General features: G+C 36.0%; 24 protein-coding genes. 20 read left to right on the top strand and 4 right to left on the bottom strand.

Features of this window, described 5'->3' with window-relative positions; genetic code table 11:
* Positions 1 to 23: 23 nt before the first annotated feature.
* The 4 genes from BTR42_RS11830 to BTR42_RS11815 all read right to left on the bottom strand — a co-directional run bounded on the left by BTR42_RS11830 (position 24) and on the right by BTR42_RS11815 (position 3,456).
* Positions 24 to 851: a hypothetical protein gene (locus BTR42_RS11830; RefSeq protein WP_009855124.1), complete on the bottom strand. Its 828-nt coding sequence runs from the start codon at positions 849 to 851 to the stop codon at positions 24 to 26.
* 125 nt (positions 852 to 976) lie between these two features.
* Positions 977 to 2,143 (bottom strand): tyrosine-type recombinase/integrase, encoded by a 1,167-nt coding sequence (locus tag BTR42_RS11825; protein ID WP_077497880.1) that lies wholly within the window; start codon positions 2,141 to 2,143, stop codon positions 977 to 979.
* A 260-nt stretch (positions 2,144 to 2,403) separates the two neighbouring features.
* Entirely contained in the window at positions 2,404 to 2,640 is a 237-nt protein-coding gene (locus tag BTR42_RS11820) for a hypothetical protein (RefSeq protein WP_077497878.1), read from the bottom strand.
* Between the two features lie 279 nt (positions 2,641 to 2,919).
* Positions 2,920 to 3,456, bottom strand: coding sequence for a helix-turn-helix domain-containing protein (locus tag BTR42_RS11815; RefSeq protein ID WP_412080112.1), 537 nt, complete (start codon positions 3,454 to 3,456; stop codon positions 2,920 to 2,922).
* 185 nt (positions 3,457 to 3,641) lie between these two features.
* Here BTR42_RS11815 and BTR42_RS11810 point away from each other — a divergent pair, with 185 nt between their 5' ends.
* The 20 genes from BTR42_RS11810 to BTR42_RS11720 all read left to right on the top strand — a co-directional run bounded on the left by BTR42_RS11810 (position 3,642) and on the right by BTR42_RS11720 (position 13,642).
* The gene (locus BTR42_RS11810; RefSeq protein WP_003066809.1) at positions 3,642 to 3,845 is read left to right on the top strand and encodes a helix-turn-helix transcriptional regulator; all 204 of its coding nucleotides are present in this window, start codon (positions 3,642 to 3,644) and stop codon (positions 3,843 to 3,845) included.
* A 15-nt stretch (positions 3,846 to 3,860) separates the two neighbouring features.
* Positions 3,861 to 4,499 carry a Rha family transcriptional regulator gene (locus BTR42_RS11805; protein ID WP_077497874.1) on the top strand — a complete coding sequence of 213 codons (639 nt, stop codon included), beginning with the start codon at positions 3,861 to 3,863 and terminating at the stop codon, positions 4,497 to 4,499.
* Positions 4,500 to 4,722: 223 nt separating this feature from the next.
* Complete coding sequence (locus BTR42_RS11800) at positions 4,723 to 5,040, top strand: hypothetical protein (protein ID WP_077497872.1); 318 nt, start codon at positions 4,723 to 4,725, stop codon at positions 5,038 to 5,040.
* Complete coding sequence (locus BTR42_RS11795; protein WP_077497870.1) at positions 5,037 to 5,231, top strand: hypothetical protein; 195 nt, start codon at positions 5,037 to 5,039, stop codon at positions 5,229 to 5,231. The genes BTR42_RS11800 and BTR42_RS11795 overlap by 4 nt, the downstream gene beginning before the upstream one ends.
* Before the next feature lie 11 nt (positions 5,232 to 5,242).
* Positions 5,243 to 5,560 (top strand): hypothetical protein, encoded by a 318-nt coding sequence (locus BTR42_RS11790; protein ID WP_077497868.1) that lies wholly within the window; start codon positions 5,243 to 5,245, stop codon positions 5,558 to 5,560.
* Between the two features lie 10 nt (positions 5,561 to 5,570).
* Positions 5,571 to 5,729 (top strand): hypothetical protein, encoded by a 159-nt coding sequence (locus BTR42_RS12715; protein WP_167367617.1) that lies wholly within the window; start codon positions 5,571 to 5,573, stop codon positions 5,727 to 5,729.
* A complete protein-coding gene (locus tag BTR42_RS11785; protein ID WP_077497866.1) occupies positions 5,726 to 5,971 on the top strand; it encodes a hypothetical protein in 246 nt (81 codons plus the stop codon). Before BTR42_RS12715 ends, BTR42_RS11785 begins: the two co-directional genes overlap by 4 nt.
* Entirely contained in the window at positions 5,968 to 6,309 is a 342-nt protein-coding gene (locus BTR42_RS11780) for a hypothetical protein (protein ID WP_077497864.1), read from the top strand. The genes BTR42_RS11785 and BTR42_RS11780 overlap by 4 nt, the downstream gene beginning before the upstream one ends.
* Positions 6,310 to 6,311: 2 nt before the next feature.
* Positions 6,312 to 6,584, top strand: a complete 273-nt coding sequence (locus BTR42_RS11775) for a hypothetical protein (protein ID WP_077497862.1) — start codon at positions 6,312 to 6,314, stop codon at positions 6,582 to 6,584.
* A complete protein-coding gene (locus BTR42_RS11770; RefSeq protein WP_077497860.1) occupies positions 6,581 to 6,745 on the top strand; it encodes a flagellar biosynthesis protein FlgC in 165 nt (54 codons plus the stop codon). Before BTR42_RS11775 ends, BTR42_RS11770 begins: the two co-directional genes overlap by 4 nt.
* A 134-nt stretch (positions 6,746 to 6,879) precedes the next feature.
* A complete protein-coding gene (locus tag BTR42_RS11765) occupies positions 6,880 to 7,428 on the top strand; it encodes a hypothetical protein (protein WP_077497858.1) in 549 nt (182 codons plus the stop codon).
* Positions 7,403 to 8,809 carry a VapE domain-containing protein gene (locus BTR42_RS11760; RefSeq protein WP_077497856.1) on the top strand — a complete coding sequence of 469 codons (1,407 nt, stop codon included), beginning with the start codon at positions 7,403 to 7,405 and terminating at the stop codon, positions 8,807 to 8,809. Before BTR42_RS11765 ends, BTR42_RS11760 begins: the two co-directional genes overlap by 26 nt.
* Positions 8,810 to 9,158: 349 nt before the next feature.
* Positions 9,159 to 9,377 (top strand): hypothetical protein, encoded by a 219-nt coding sequence (locus BTR42_RS11755; RefSeq protein WP_077497854.1) that lies wholly within the window; start codon positions 9,159 to 9,161, stop codon positions 9,375 to 9,377.
* Positions 9,378 to 9,426: 49 nt separating this feature from the next.
* Complete coding sequence (locus tag BTR42_RS11750; protein ID WP_231873058.1) at positions 9,427 to 10,053, top strand: hypothetical protein; 627 nt, start codon at positions 9,427 to 9,429, stop codon at positions 10,051 to 10,053.
* A 21-nt stretch (positions 10,054 to 10,074) separates the two neighbouring features.
* Positions 10,075 to 10,650, top strand: coding sequence for a hypothetical protein (locus tag BTR42_RS11745; RefSeq protein ID WP_077497852.1), 576 nt, complete (start codon positions 10,075 to 10,077; stop codon positions 10,648 to 10,650).
* On the top strand, positions 10,643 to 11,023 hold the full coding sequence (locus BTR42_RS11740) for a hypothetical protein (protein ID WP_077497850.1): 381 nt from the start codon (positions 10,643 to 10,645) through the stop codon (positions 11,021 to 11,023). Before BTR42_RS11745 ends, BTR42_RS11740 begins: the two co-directional genes overlap by 8 nt.
* A gap of 140 nt (positions 11,024 to 11,163) precedes the next feature.
* Positions 11,164 to 11,565 carry a hypothetical protein gene (locus tag BTR42_RS11735; RefSeq protein ID WP_077497848.1) on the top strand — a complete coding sequence of 134 codons (402 nt, stop codon included), beginning with the start codon at positions 11,164 to 11,166 and terminating at the stop codon, positions 11,563 to 11,565.
* 157 nt (positions 11,566 to 11,722) lie between these two features.
* Entirely contained in the window at positions 11,723 to 12,136 is a 414-nt protein-coding gene (locus tag BTR42_RS11730; protein WP_157769871.1) for a DUF1492 domain-containing protein, read from the top strand.
* Between the two features lie 177 nt (positions 12,137 to 12,313).
* Positions 12,314 to 12,517, top strand: coding sequence for a cold-shock protein (locus BTR42_RS11725; protein ID WP_039694771.1), 204 nt, complete (start codon positions 12,314 to 12,316; stop codon positions 12,515 to 12,517).
* Between the two features lie 936 nt (positions 12,518 to 13,453).
* Positions 13,454 to 13,642, top strand: coding sequence for a hypothetical protein (locus BTR42_RS11720; RefSeq protein WP_077497844.1), 189 nt, complete (start codon positions 13,454 to 13,456; stop codon positions 13,640 to 13,642).
* Positions 13,643 to 13,943: the final 301 nt, after the last annotated feature.

The following is a 13,943-nucleotide window of genomic DNA, read 5'->3' as shown; positions in this document are numbered from 1 at the left end:
TCTCCTTTATGTGCAAGGCAACATTATAAGTTTGTGTCATCGTCAGCCATCATACGAAGGCTAATATCAAAGTCTTTTAAATCACTTTCGTTCAGTTTTCTCAAGGTTTCGTCTAATGCCAAGTCAAATTTTTCCATAGCTGTTTTGGCCTGTGCCAAACGTTCCTCGGCATTGTAATAATCTTTTGGCGATTTTTTGATTTTGAGATAACCCTCTAAAATATCTCGAAAACGTTCCATGTCTGCTTCGTGAAGGGCGGTTAATTCTTCCTTGTTATCCGCATTTTCAATCTTTTCCAGAATGGTTAAGTGGTCTTTTTGAATGTTGTTGTAAAGCTTGGTCAACTCGGGAGCGTATTGAAGCAATTCTTTTTCTTCACCTGAAGCTTGCGGTGTTGTTGGTGAAACGTCCAATTTTTCCAGTTGCAACAAGATATCTTCCTCGACACTCTCTGCTTTCTGAAGGATACGTTTAGAGATTTTGAGGTCCATTTTAGATTTTAAGTCAGTGACTTCAGTTTTGATGTTGCGGATTTTGGGCAATAGCTGGCGCGCAACGACAACATATTGCGTGTAATCTTTTTCATCAAGGTAATTATCCAAAAGTTTAACTTGGCGGTCAGCCAGTCTAATACTATCTTTTAAATCTTGTAAACGTTGTTCGGTATTGACTTTTTCAAGTCGTGTCTGCTTGGTTGCCAAATAATAAACACCATACCCAACCCCTGCAATAAGAACAATAGGTAAAATGATTTCTAAAAGGCTCTCAAGCAAAGCAATAAGAATAATAACTCCGATAATAGCGGTGAAAATACCGTTTCCGCCTCTTGGAGGTCTACCATAACGTGGCATAATGTTAGTCAGTCCATTTCTATCTAATTTTGTATTTATTTTATCGCAAAATGGTGCTTGGGTCAATTAAACGCTGTTATATCAAGGGTTTACGGTTTACCTAGTGCGATTTGTTGCCCCTCTTACTACCCCAGACTATTAATAGCAGACTCAAAGAAACTAGCTGAATTTTTAGCACCTTCTTTTGTGACATGAACATACGTGTTAAGTGTCATGCTGATATTGCTATGACCTAACCTATATTGTAAATCTTTTGGTTGTATACCAGCATTTAGCATAATGGTAGCGTGAGTGTGTCGCAGACCATGGAAAGCCACGTAGGATACACCAGCATTTTTTAAGTGTCGTTCTAATCGTCTTCTTAATGCTGGCTGTGAAGCATATTTATTTACGAACGTAGAAAATACAACTGTTTCAGTTCGTTTATGTTGCCATGCTTGGATTGTTTGGCGATTCTTGTAATGTTTCAACATGAGTATTGTCGCTTTGTCTATGGATATATCACGGTAACCAGCTTTAGATTTAGGACAGTTTACCTCATCATCTCGGTTTAGTGTTTTATTAATACTAATATAGCCATTATCCAAGTCAATATCAGACCATTCAAGAGCTAGTACCTCACCGATACGGCAACCAGTAGCAAGCAAAGTTTTGTATAAGACAACGTCAAATAGATTATAATATTTTGATTTGTCTAGCGTATCCAAGTAGTCGTAAAACTGTTTTAATTCTTGCTTGTCTAAGAATTTGATTTTAACCTCTTCTGTTTGCTTTTTACGTGGAACAATCACCTCACGCGCAGGGTTGAACGGTATCAATTGCATGATGACAGCATATTGCAAAATTCGTTTATTAAGCGCGTGTAATTGGTTGTAATGCTTGTAAGCGCCTTTTTTCCCTTTGTTGTAATCGTTCGCCCATTTATTGACTTGTTGCTGAATAATGGGAGTTGTTAGCTTTTCCAATTTGTAATCACCAAAGGCAGGTAATAGGTGAACCCTAATTTGTCCTTCTACAGCTTTTCTTGTATTTATTTTTACGGTGTTTTTGCAACTATCCCACCAGAGATAAGCAAGCTCTTTATAAGTCCTTATGTTGGTCTTGGTTTTAGTTGTGTATCCGTTATTGATGAAAGCAGTAATTGCCTGTTTTGCTTTTTGTTTTAGCTCTTTCTTGGTTCGTGCGGTTACGCTTGTCCGTGCTTTCTTTCCTGTAATGCTATCTACTCCAAGATAAACATTTGAGCGGTATACTTTAGTACCGTCTTTTTTAATAACTTCTTTGATATTCATGATAAACCTTTCTACAGCAGGCAAGCCATTATTAAAAAGGTTTTAGGTTTATATGAATTGTTGGGAAATGTTGGATAGAATGTAATAAAGGTATGGAATTCCATACGGTTAAAATTGGGATAGCAGGTTAGAAATACTTGGATTTAAAATCCGTAAAATACTAGAAAATACGAGAAAATCCTAGTGTATGACGTAACAAAACGGTACTCCATATTAGAAAATGTCGGACAGATTTAATATAGAGCTGACCGAAAATTGTATTAAAAATTATTGTTGTTATTCTCATCCTCGTCAAGGTAATCAGTTGTATCGTTATATAGCTTGCGTAAGAGCTTGAAAATCTGATAAGCAATATAAACCGACATAACCCCTAAACAGAAATCATCAATGGCATAAAAGACTTTATAAAGTGGTGGTAAAAACCGTCTTGCAAATGCTAGAAGAGCCAAGTAGGCAATAAAATAAAACCATAATGGCTTGTTAAATATCTTTTTCATAGTGTACTCCTTTTTGTTGGCAAATATAGGACAGAATGGGCGGTACCTGACCTATTATGTAATATCTAGGACAGGTTAGAAATCATAGAAAATCATAGTATAGAAATAGCGAGATATTGAAATAAGGATACTACGGAGATTATCCGTAGTAAGGAACAGAATAATGTTCCGCCCCTAAATTAGAGGGGAAAAGTTCCCTTTGTAACTACACTTGGTTTAGCAAAGCTCAAAATTGAGCGCTACTGTAAGCCAAAATGTTGGCAAATGTTGGCGCGTGGGTTAGTCAATTTTATCAAACACTAAACTAAAGCCGTCATTTTTTAACTGTTTGATAAGTGTTGAAACATCACTATCTTTTTTCAGAAGTAAGTTAGTAAAGTTTTTGCCCTGATATGTATTAGGGTTATCCAATCTTACACTATCAATATAATTAAAAATGTTTTGTATATCTTTATCGCTAATAATAACCAATTCAGATTGTAAAACAGATAATATTTTATTTTCAATTTTTGTTTTTTCGTTTTCATAGTTTTCTTTAGGTGAAAAAACAAGAAATTCTTTTGTTTCTTTATTCTCAAAAATTTGTTCGTCATCGTATCGCTTGGGCGTTGTGGTGAAGCCTAGTAAATAGCCCACTGATACACCGAAAAAGTCAGCAAGCTTTTCTGCCTTGTCTGGTTTGATTTGGCGTTCTCCTTGTTCCCAATAGATATAAGTTCTTTTTGTGATACCTATTTCATCGGCTAGACCTTGTTGGGTCAAGCCTTTTTCTTTTCTGAGTTCTTTCAATCTATTCATAATTTCACGACCTTTCACGATTGATTATAAATCATTTTTTGAAAAAAGTGAACGAAAAATACAATTTTTTTCAAAAAACTATTGACATTGAATAAAAAGTGCACTATAATCAAAAACAGCAACATGAGTTGCACAAAAAATTCACTAAAACTTTTCATATTTTCAATCTATGAGGAGGAGTTTTAACAGAAAGGAGAAAATCTATGAGTAAACTTAAAGGCTATCGTGTCATGCTTGGACTAACACAACAAGCAATGGCTGACAAGCTGAATATCTCTTTGCAATCTTACAATAACAAAGAGACCAAAAAAACGCCCTTTAATGACAAAGAGCGTCTGGCGATTAAGTCAATGGTTGCTGAAATTAAACCGGATATCACCATTGATGAACTATTTTATCAAGACTAGAAAGGCAGGTCAGAAATGAATCCAGTTTATTTAGACGGTGCAAAAGAGCCGTATACGACAAGCGAGATTATCGCTGAATGTGCTGAATTGAAACAGGATACAGTACAAAGCTTAATTAGAAATCACAAAGATGATTTAGAGGTGTTTGGGGTTTTCGGATTTGAAATCCGTAAACCTAGCAAAGGTTCTTTAGGCGGTCGCCCTAGAAAAATCTATCACTTAAACGAACAGCAAGCGACATTGCTTATCACTTACTTGGATAACACCAAACCAGTAAGAGAGTTTAAAAAGAATTTAGTTGGTGCTTTCTTTGAGATGAGGGACGAGTTAACCAAGATTAGGATAGAGCGAGCTTCCGAAAGACCTAAACGCTTGGCACTAAACGAAGCTATCAACCGTTGGGAGAACGCCCCTAAAATGGCTTATTCTACTGTTTACAATCTTTTGCTAAAAGGTGTTACGGGCTATAACAAAACACAACTAACCGCTAAGCGAGGTGGGGAAACTGGTATTGATTGCTTGAATAGTATTGAGTTAGCGCAGTACCAAGCATTAGAGGACATGGCAATAGCTCTAATCAATCTGAATTTTAGCTATCAGGATATTAAAACACTGGTCTTTAGACAAAAAGAAAAGCTCTCACAAGGCGCGTGAGAGCAAAGAAAAAAGGCTTAGCAGACACCACTCTAACAAGCCTTTGAGTTGGAAATAAAACACGATTAATAAAAAGCAGGCAAGCCATTATTAAAAAGGTTTTATGTGTCTATTATAGCAGATTTTAAACATTTTGCCCAGACAGAGAGCGAGAACTCTTAAAACTAACAACAAGGAAGTATATACAAGAAAAAACATTGAAAGGCGACAAGGAAAAATAATTATGAAATTTAAAGGCGTAGAAAACAAAGCAAATCCATTTAGTTTAGACCATTACACAGACGAACAAAAAGCGGTCTTTAAAAAACGAGACGAAACCAAAAAAAGAGCAGAGGAATTTTTCAAAGCAATGTACGACCAATCAACGGCTTGGGTGATTGTTGCCGATGTAATGGTTACGTACCACAACATTTATACAGGTTTCGCAGAAACCTTTGAGCAGGCTTGGAACGCCCTAGGTTATGAAATTACAACCGATATTGTCTATAGAGCAGTTAACGGTTTACCAGTAAGAGGCAAGAAGGAAGAGGTTAAGGCATGATATACCAAGAAATCAATTTACCAATATGGGCACAGTTGCTTATTATGGCTATTCTTATCCTAATTGGCGTTGAAATAGCTAAAATCAAGCCTTTAGAAGCTCCAAAAGAAGTTAAGGAAGAAATACCTGACAACCATGTAAAAGAACGGTATGGGGCTTATATTCAACTTAGAGGACGTTATTACAATTAAGGAGACATGACATGAAATTATATCACTATTCACAATTTACCAACCTAGCTAGTATAAAAGAAAATGGCTTACATGTTGGTGCTGATAATGTTGTTTATCTTGCTGAAAGTCCTATGTTAGCAAGAGCATTTGCCTATATTTACGGTTTAAAGGATTATGCATTATTTGAGGTGTCTGTAACATTAGATGACATTGAAAAGAGTACAGACCACAACGAGGACTATTTTAAGAAGCTGACAGGGGAGTTAAGTGCTGAATGTTATTCATGTAAGCATAATATACCAGCCGATAGAGTAACTTTTGTAGGTTGCTATTCATTTTCAGATTAGGAGACAGACCATGACAGATAAAGAATTAAATAAAATTGCTGACCTTATCAATGAACGTGCCACTTTTGCCGAATTGGCAGAATTCAAACACTTGGAACAGCGAGAAGATAGAGCAGCATGGGTTAAAAATCAGATTGCTAAGCTAGATAAAGGAGAAATATTGCCATGACAGATAACATTATCAATATTCAAGACATTAAAACAGAACTAGAGAAAACACGTTATAACCTAGCTGGTCTTTCTTTCGAGGAAGTAACAGCTTTAACGATGGAGCAACTCTCAAATAATCTTATTATCATTGCTGATACGCTAGAAAAAACTATAGACGTTGTTAAGACGTTGAAAGCCAATGACATTGAAATCCAAGAACAAATTATTCAGCTAGGTGACAAAGTGGAGATATTGCTATGACATTATCAAAGAAAGAAAAAGAACTATTAAGACGGTTGCCAATCGGTGAAGAGAACGCAAAGACAACTAAAGAGCTTCTAAACGGTCTGAATTTGTCAGTACGTGGGGCGCGTGGGATTATCAGTAGGTTTGCTTCTGAACATAAATTGTCAGTAGGCGGATTGAGAAACAAAGACCTTAACGGCGTATTTATCGCAGAAACAAAAGAAGAACTGATGAAAATCTTAAACCCTCTCATAAACCAAGTCAACGAGGAACAGAAACGCATTACAGCGCTAGCCAATTCAGACCCTGAAAAGTCTAGGGAGCTTGTTAAGCAATTATTGGAAGAGGTGTAACTATGTTTAGTTTGAGCAGAGAGAGCGAGAACGATTTGAAAACAGGAATGTTGAAAATTGTTGAAGACTTCTTAGATGATTATCAGAAACCTAAGCCTAAAATGTTAGGGCTAATTACACAGGACGAGTTACAAACAGAATTAAATATCAAGTATGGCACGGTGAAGCGTTGGGAAGATGCTGGGCTAAAACGATACATGCCACCAATCGAAGGCACGCGCACCGTATTCTACAAAATTGATGACGTTTTATTATTTTTAGGAGTAGAAAAATGATTGATGACATTATATCAGAATTAAATGACCTACAGACGTTAGCAACTGCGGCTTTGGTTGATGATAATTTGAACACTAGTCAAGCAGTTTTACGAGTAATTGAACAAAAAATACCACGGCTTATTGAGCTTTTAGAGGAGTTGGATAATGGGAAGATATAATATACACCCTGCACAAAAAAGTGGACATTATCACGAAGAAAGAGAATACAGAGACCGGCGCCCTACATTGGAACAACAAAAAGAGCGAAAGAAAATTAAAAAATTGAAAAAGAAACGAAGAAGAGGGTATTAGTATGTACCAGTTGATTAACTTACAAATTAATAAACAAGTTTTGTCTTTGTTTGGCTTTCTAAAGGATAATCCAACACGAACCGTAGCCAAAGACAACCATGTTATGATGACCTACTACCAACCACCAGACTTTTATATAGTGCCATTTAGCTATAAAGGTATCACGGTAACTGTAACCGCCACAGACGACCTAGAAAGCTATTTAGCGGACGGTTGGCAGGTTGCTAGAGATTATCAGGTAGCAAGCGTCCAAGACAAGCTAGCGGGTATATTGGACGAGTTAGAACATGAATACCTAAATAGGCAGAGAGCAGGAAGCCCACTAGCTATTAATGGCGTTGTGTACCATTGGATAGCTTACGGACTATCTAGCAAAGAAGAAATCATAGCCTTTGTTAAGTTATTTTATCTAAACGGCTATTCATACGAGCAAATCACACAGTTGTATGCTAGCTTAACCAAAAGCAACAAGTTTAATATCTGCTTTCTAAACACTATTAATACGATTTTCAAGGAGGAACTGAATGAGCGACTTTATGAATCAGCTTGATGAAAAGGTGCCAGACCATAAAACCAATGTTACGAGTATCAACAGTAGACGACTAAAACGAGATGAGAATGGGAAAATCATCAAAAACCGAAACAACCTCTTATTATTGTTCCGTGGGGAGGATATTAAGTTAAATAAGCTGTTTAAATACAATGAAGCTACCAAAAATGTAGAGGTTACCCGAAATCAACAGTTATCCGACTATATCACTATCAAACATGGGCTATTATCTGATGATACTATTAGGCAGTTGTGGGCTTATTTGTCCGAATGCTGGGGCTTGGAGTATAAAGAAAATGACATCGCCAATGTTGTGAAAATCATTGCTTTAAACAAGAGCTATAACCCTATCAAGATATTTTTAGAGAAAGCCAAAGCAACCGCCGAACCAGTAGACCCGTTTACGATTATTCAAAAGTATATCAATATCGAAGATAACCAATATAACAGGATTGTTTTTGATTTAATGTTCCGTGGAGCTATTGCAAGGGTTTATCATGCAGGCATACAGTTTGACTATTGTCTTGACTTGGTCGGTAAGCAGGGAACAGGCAAAACAACATTCTTACGTGAGATTTTTAAAGGTTTTTACGGGGAAATTAGTTCTTACACCGAAAAGGACGACCTTTTGAAAATGGTTGAATTATGGGCGGTAAATGATGATGAGTTAGTCGCCACCAATAAAATTAGACCGAACGAATTAAAACAGATTATCACCATGAGAGAAATCAGAATCAGACGACCATATGGAAAATCAACAGAGATTATACCCGTTGATTTTGTTTTCACACGGACAACAAACGATACAGGACATTTAAGAGACTTTACAGGCGACAGGCGCTTTTTAGGCGTTGAGGTATTGCCAAAGACGGACAAGCAAGTTAACCAGATAAGCCCACAGGACTTATTGAATATCTGGGGCAACTACTATAAAGCCTATGAGGCTAACAGCAAACTTTATTATGATGATACTAGCGAAGAGGGCAAACTCATAGCTAGAGAACGTGCGAAATACAAATATCAAGATGACATTATCGAAAAATTGGAGTGGTATTTGTCTATCAAAATCCCAGAAGATTTTTTTGACGTCACCACCAAAAAACACTACCGCAAACAGTATTATACTGATTTAGAGGAAACAGGCACAGCCTACAAGACCAATGATGACCGACAGGCAGGGAGTGAATGGGTGGGAACGGTAGCGCGTGACCGTTTGAACGTCAATGACGTTATTTATGAGATATTTGAAGATGAGAGTGAGCCAGCTTCCAAAATCAAGAAGAAAATCAAAATTTATATGAACAGCCTTGACGGTTGGGAATATCAGAGGGCTATGTATTTTGGTAAGCGCAAGACAAGCGGATTTATCAAAAAACATTAAATTTTTACTCCATAAAAGACTATTTTTACTCCAAAAAATACCTCTTTTACTCCATGAAAACGATATTTTAAAAAAACTACTCCATGCCTTAATCCCTTGTATATCAAGGAGTTAGGCATATTTATAGAGTAAATATAAATAAAATTCTATATAAAAATAAAATATTTTAGTAAATAGCAGTATACCATTGCTATATATAATATAGCGGACGGAAATTTTTACTCTTTTACGCCACAAATACGGTCAAATCCTTATGTATCAATGGTTTAGGTTGTGGAGTAAAAATTTTTCAATGGAGTAAATTGGGGGTATTTTGGGGTAAAAATCAAGAAAGGAAATCATCAAAAAAATGCCAACAATTGATTATCAATCACTACCAGACAATCAAACCTATCGCCTAGAATTGCCAAACGGTCAACAAGGCTATGATTATATTAACAGAATTGTTTTCGCCGTAAGCGCCAAAAACGGTGATGATGATTTTACCTATCAAGAATTGGTAAGACGTGGATATAAATGGGTGTTTGATTGTGGTTTTGCAATCCCAACAGATACTAAGAAAGGCTAACTAAAAAATGGAAGTACATAACAATCAAAAGATGAAAGAGGTAACTAAAATGACTAACACAAACCAAACAACAGCACCAATGACCCTAGCAGAACTCAAAGCATGGGTAGAAGAAAGTTGCGAGCTATCTGATTTATTACAAACCAAAGACTATAAGAGCTATCTTCCTGAAGAGAAACAAGAAGAATTTGAAGCAATCGCTTTTAGTGTTTTCAATTGTTTGGAAAGCTTCTTGATGATGTTAGAAGATAATGAATTACATTATCAACCAAAGCCAATCGAGGAAGATAGCGACTTGGATAACCAAGCCGATGAGATGGCACAATATCATGAGCTGATGAAAGAAGTAGAGGACAGCGACAAGGAAGCGCGTGAGATTGTCTGCTATGAGTATGATGATACTATTCATGAGTATATTGACAAACGAACAGAACAACTAAAGGAACAAGCAACGTTTGAGGAGTTGCTTAACAAGGTTGCATTATATGAAAGTGAGTTGTTAGATTATGCAGAACGTTTGTTAAGTGATGAACCATTGAATGCAGATAGTGAAACAGCAATTGAAACACTTGATATGTTGGATGATGAAGCGATTGACTTATTCAAGTCTGTAGACGTTGATAATGAGTATCAAGGTTTAGAGTATTACAATACAGAATTAAACAAAGAAGACTAATAATACAGAGGAGATATTACAATGACACGAACATTAAAAGAAATTACAGAAACATTAACAGAACTTAAAACAAATAATCTTGAAGCTATCAAACAAGTTGAAGCAGAGATTGACAAGACTAATAGAGCCATTGCTAAAGCACAGCAGCAGCAGGCAGAAGCACAAGAAGCTGATGATATGAAAGTTTATGAGAAAGCTAGTAATAGTCTTTGGAAAGCAAATACAACACTAGAATTTCTAAAGAATAAGTTAGATAAGTTAAATGAACCTTTATTATCTCAAGCAGAAGCAATGGATATTAAAGCAGAGATTGAAGATATCTTTGACAGTAAGAATAAAGAGTATTTTAAAAAGGCTTACGAACTAGTTAAAGCGTTAACAGATAAGGCGGAGCAGTCAAGTGCTGATATTAATGAAGCTAACTCATTATTAGAGGTTCTGCACTATGATATCATGAAGCACCCTAAGACTTGGACGCTTGGAACTGATACTGATATCACAAAGCATAAAGATGTATTCGGTCTTTACTTTAATACAATTAGTTCAACAAACTTTATTCAAGCAGTTTTAAAACAAGGAGGTAACAACAATGACTAAGACACCTACTAACCATCCTAACTATAACCAATTAGGTATTCCAACCACCCCAGACGGGTACCTAAACCTCAATACCCTACAGGCTAGGGCTGATGAGGAGAGGCAGCAACGTGTAAAAGAAAGTAATAGTTACCTTGAAGAAATAAGCCAAGAAGCATTAAAGAAACAGCGAAACAACCAGAAATTATTTGGCAAAGCGTTGCAACAAATAAAAAAAGATAATGAAGTTAGAAAGGAAAAAGAAGTTGCAAAGGCAATAGCCGAGGCGACAGCTAGAGCTGAGAGAGAAGCTGAACGAAAGTTTGGAGTGAAAACAGAAAAAATAAAAAAACTTGATAAAGTTTATAAAGAAACATTAAAAAATTTATTTTAAAATTCTTTTTATGACATTTGCATTATTTGAAAAAATCAAATTTTAAGTGGGGGCATGGGACCCCCTCCGCTCTCACGGCCGAGGTTCAAGCCGTCACTGTACCTTTTTTCTCGCGTTATAACTTTTATAGGAGGTGTATCATGGCAGAAATCCAAATAAAATGTGTTATATGTGGACAAGCCTTTATAAGCCATACAAGAAATGCTTGTTATTGTAGTGCTGATTGTAGACGGATAGGAAGAGGTCAGAAGCGTAAACAGTGGGAAGATAAGACCAACTATCGTGAGTTACAACGTAACAGAATGAAATCACGGCGAGAACTTAAAGCACCACAACAAATTAAAAGTAAACCTCAAAAGAGTGTAGTGTTTCTTGAAAAAAGGAAAAGTCGTAAAGAACTAATAGAGTTTTGGGAAAATTATAAACAAGATATTTTAGAAAGTGAGTCACCCTACTTTGAAAATCCTACACACACTGTTGGCGGTATTGACATTCATGACGTTGATTTTGTTGAAAAAGTTGTTCAGCAACTAAGAGGATAACGAAAAAGGACTGATAGTTTTTAACCTACAGTCCTTAATTATGACTATGACAAATACAGCTCATATAAAACCGTCTTCTGTTATACAATCTAACCATGATTATATTACTAATTAGTGATATAATATAACTAGTGAATTGCAAGAAATGTGGTTTTTTATGGATTATAAAGAATTGGATAAAAAGTTAAAAAATATTAAAAAATTAGATAGGGAAATTCAAGTTATTCATTATGAAATTCAATACTTGGAAGAGGGGCTATTTAGGAAAAGTTCTTTTACAAATACTAAAGTAACAGAAAGCCGAACCAAAGATATTGGAGAGGTTTATGCTACTAAAATGGAGCGTAAAGAAAAACTTTTAAAACGTATTGATGATTTAATGGCTGAACGCGAAGCTCTTGTTAGTTTGATAGATGACAAATTGGAAGACCCAGAACAAAGAGCGGTTTTAAAGATGTTCTTTTGTAGCGACAAAAATTTTTATGAAATTCAAGACTTCTTCGAAGTAGCTGACAGAACTTTGTTCCGATTAAAACGAAAAGCACTTCAAGAATTAGCTAAGCAGATTTAAAATATATCACTCAATGGTTCTCTATAATTTGGTAAATGAGAGTTTAGTCTTGACTTATAGTGACTTTACTGTTAGAGTAACGAGTGTAAATAAGATTTGGAGTTTAAGTAATAAGTGGTATCTTTTGTTTTTCCTCTTGAATATTTTTACAAATTTATATAAAAAAGAGGTAACTCAATGGTACAAGGTACAGTAAAATGGTTTAATACGGATAAAGGTTTTGGCTTTATCTCTCAAGAAAATGGGACTGATGTGTTCGCACACTTTTCTGAAATTAAATCTAATGGTTTTAAATCTTTAGAGGACGGTCAGAAAGTTCAGTTTGACGTTGAACAAGGAAAACGCGGACTTCAAGCAGTCAATATTATTAAAATTTCTTAACGTTTAAGGGGAGCTATTTTGATAGCTTCTTTTTTATTCGGAATACCCACACGATTTTTTACGGGGCGTGTTATTGTTCGGATTCTACAACGCCGCCCTCTTCCGTGTGCGATTTTCCCTTTTTGATTTTTCTAGCACGTTATTATTAGCCCTTAAAACGCCCTGTATAACGTTTTAAGTAATTGGGGGTATACAATTATATTATCCGAGTGTTTAAATTAACCCCCGCCCTATCTGACGTCAAGGAGAGCCACCACAAGGTGTTTTCTTACACCGCAGACCAATTTTTCAGATTTTTAAGGGGTGTCATCACTTGCATTGAGTTTTGTTGCTATGCTATTTGTTAGGTGGCTAACAATATGATTAGCTCAGTTTTTAGATATTGTCAATTTGTAGTGGAAGTAGTAGAATGGAAGAGCAAGCAGGAGGACTTTCCTTTGCAATATAAAAACGTCATATTTTATATACTCCCTTGCTTGCATGCGGTCAGTTTGTTCTTTTATCGTTGAAAAGCCAAAACCTTTAAACTCTAAATAAACATTTTCATATAGTTACAATTCCTTGACCGCAGGCGCTCCACTATTGGGGCGCTTTTTAGGTATCAAAAAAGACCATGGATAACCCACAGTCCGAAAGCGAATATTTGGTAAATTCAATGTAGAAAAAGCCCTGTCACGCAAGCCTTCGTAAATATGAAACGCTACTAATATCATAACATTTTCTATATTTATTTTGGCTTTGTGCCAATACATATATTATAACACAAAAAGGTAGAACCGTCCCACCGCCTACCGCAGACAAGTCTGTTTCAAGGGGCGTTAGAAGGGTTCTACCTTTACTTATATTGTAACACAAAACAAAGAGATAGACGACCGCGCTCCAATGGGTGCTCGACCTTCTACCTCTCTGTCTACATTATAGCACAGGAGGCAGATAATGGAAATAGATAAGAAGCTGACAATAGTAGCTATTGCTATTGTCTTTGGAGCAACTCACGCGCCACAATCAATTTTAAGCCTCACAGAAAACGTTCTTAATAGCCTACAGCAACCATTAAGACTTTCCGAGGGTAATTATACCAGACCAGTATTTAAGTTTGATTTAGTGCCTGTAGAACGTACTTAGGAGCAAAAGAAAGGTATCGCCCTTTTTAGACGGTACCAGTGACAAATAAAACTCAAAAAGTGGAGAAGTGAAAACCACCCATAAAATGAGCGGTTAACATCACAAGTAAAAAGATTGAGTCTTTTAACTATCCACTTTTATATTCTAACACAGAATATAAATTTTTCAAGAGAAAGAGCCTTGCTAGTTGCAAAGCTCCAAAATCAGAAAGTGCGATACATGAACGAATTTAGTTTATCAAGAACAACTATATTATACCACAGCCAAACTAAAAAAGCACCTTTTGGGTGCCAGTTTCTTG

Origin of the sequence: Streptococcus gallolyticus subsp. gallolyticus DSM 16831 (assembly GCF_002000985.1) — a bacterium.
GTDB lineage: Bacteria > Bacillota > Bacilli > Lactobacillales > Streptococcaceae > Streptococcus > Streptococcus gallolyticus.
This window is presented reverse-complemented; position numbering and strand designations above follow the sequence as displayed.

Excerpts from the sequence above, each read along its gene's own strand:
- BTR42_RS11830 (WP_009855124.1), bottom strand. The coding sequence starts at position 851 with ATGCCACGTTATGGTAGACCTCCAAGAGGCGGAAACGGTATTTTCACC.
- BTR42_RS11825 (WP_077497880.1), bottom strand. The coding sequence starts at position 2,143 with ATGAATATCAAAGAAGTTATTAAAAAAGACGGTACTAAAGTATACCGC.
- BTR42_RS11820 (WP_077497878.1), bottom strand. The coding sequence starts at position 2,640 with ATGAAAAAGATATTTAACAAGCCATTATGGTTTTATTTTATTGCCTAC.
- BTR42_RS11810 (WP_003066809.1), top strand. The coding sequence starts at position 3,642 with ATGAGTAAACTTAAAGGCTATCGTGTCATGCTTGGACTAACACAACAA.
- BTR42_RS11805 (WP_077497874.1), top strand. The coding sequence starts at position 3,861 with ATGAATCCAGTTTATTTAGACGGTGCAAAAGAGCCGTATACGACAAGC.
- BTR42_RS11800 (WP_077497872.1), top strand. The coding sequence starts at position 4,723 with ATGAAATTTAAAGGCGTAGAAAACAAAGCAAATCCATTTAGTTTAGAC.
- BTR42_RS11795 (WP_077497870.1), top strand. The coding sequence starts at position 5,037 with ATGATATACCAAGAAATCAATTTACCAATATGGGCACAGTTGCTTATT.
- BTR42_RS11790 (WP_077497868.1), top strand. The coding sequence starts at position 5,243 with ATGAAATTATATCACTATTCACAATTTACCAACCTAGCTAGTATAAAA.
- BTR42_RS12715 (WP_167367617.1), top strand. The coding sequence starts at position 5,571 with ATGACAGATAAAGAATTAAATAAAATTGCTGACCTTATCAATGAACGT.
- BTR42_RS11785 (WP_077497866.1), top strand. The coding sequence starts at position 5,726 with ATGACAGATAACATTATCAATATTCAAGACATTAAAACAGAACTAGAG.
- BTR42_RS11780 (WP_077497864.1), top strand. The coding sequence starts at position 5,968 with ATGACATTATCAAAGAAAGAAAAAGAACTATTAAGACGGTTGCCAATC.
- BTR42_RS11775 (WP_077497862.1), top strand. The coding sequence starts at position 6,312 with ATGTTTAGTTTGAGCAGAGAGAGCGAGAACGATTTGAAAACAGGAATG.
- BTR42_RS11770 (WP_077497860.1), top strand. The coding sequence starts at position 6,581 with ATGATTGATGACATTATATCAGAATTAAATGACCTACAGACGTTAGCA.
- BTR42_RS11765 (WP_077497858.1), top strand. The coding sequence starts at position 6,880 with ATGTACCAGTTGATTAACTTACAAATTAATAAACAAGTTTTGTCTTTG.
- BTR42_RS11760 (WP_077497856.1), top strand. The coding sequence starts at position 7,403 with ATGAGCGACTTTATGAATCAGCTTGATGAAAAGGTGCCAGACCATAAA.
- BTR42_RS11755 (WP_077497854.1), top strand. The coding sequence starts at position 9,159 with ATGCCAACAATTGATTATCAATCACTACCAGACAATCAAACCTATCGC.
- BTR42_RS11750 (WP_231873058.1), top strand. The coding sequence starts at position 9,427 with ATGACTAACACAAACCAAACAACAGCACCAATGACCCTAGCAGAACTC.
- BTR42_RS11745 (WP_077497852.1), top strand. The coding sequence starts at position 10,075 with ATGACACGAACATTAAAAGAAATTACAGAAACATTAACAGAACTTAAA.
- BTR42_RS11740 (WP_077497850.1), top strand. The coding sequence starts at position 10,643 with ATGACTAAGACACCTACTAACCATCCTAACTATAACCAATTAGGTATT.
- BTR42_RS11735 (WP_077497848.1), top strand. The coding sequence starts at position 11,164 with ATGGCAGAAATCCAAATAAAATGTGTTATATGTGGACAAGCCTTTATA.
- BTR42_RS11730 (WP_157769871.1), top strand. The coding sequence starts at position 11,723 with ATGGATTATAAAGAATTGGATAAAAAGTTAAAAAATATTAAAAAATTA.
- BTR42_RS11725 (WP_039694771.1), top strand. The coding sequence starts at position 12,314 with ATGGTACAAGGTACAGTAAAATGGTTTAATACGGATAAAGGTTTTGGC.
- BTR42_RS11720 (WP_077497844.1), top strand. The coding sequence starts at position 13,454 with ATGGAAATAGATAAGAAGCTGACAATAGTAGCTATTGCTATTGTCTTT.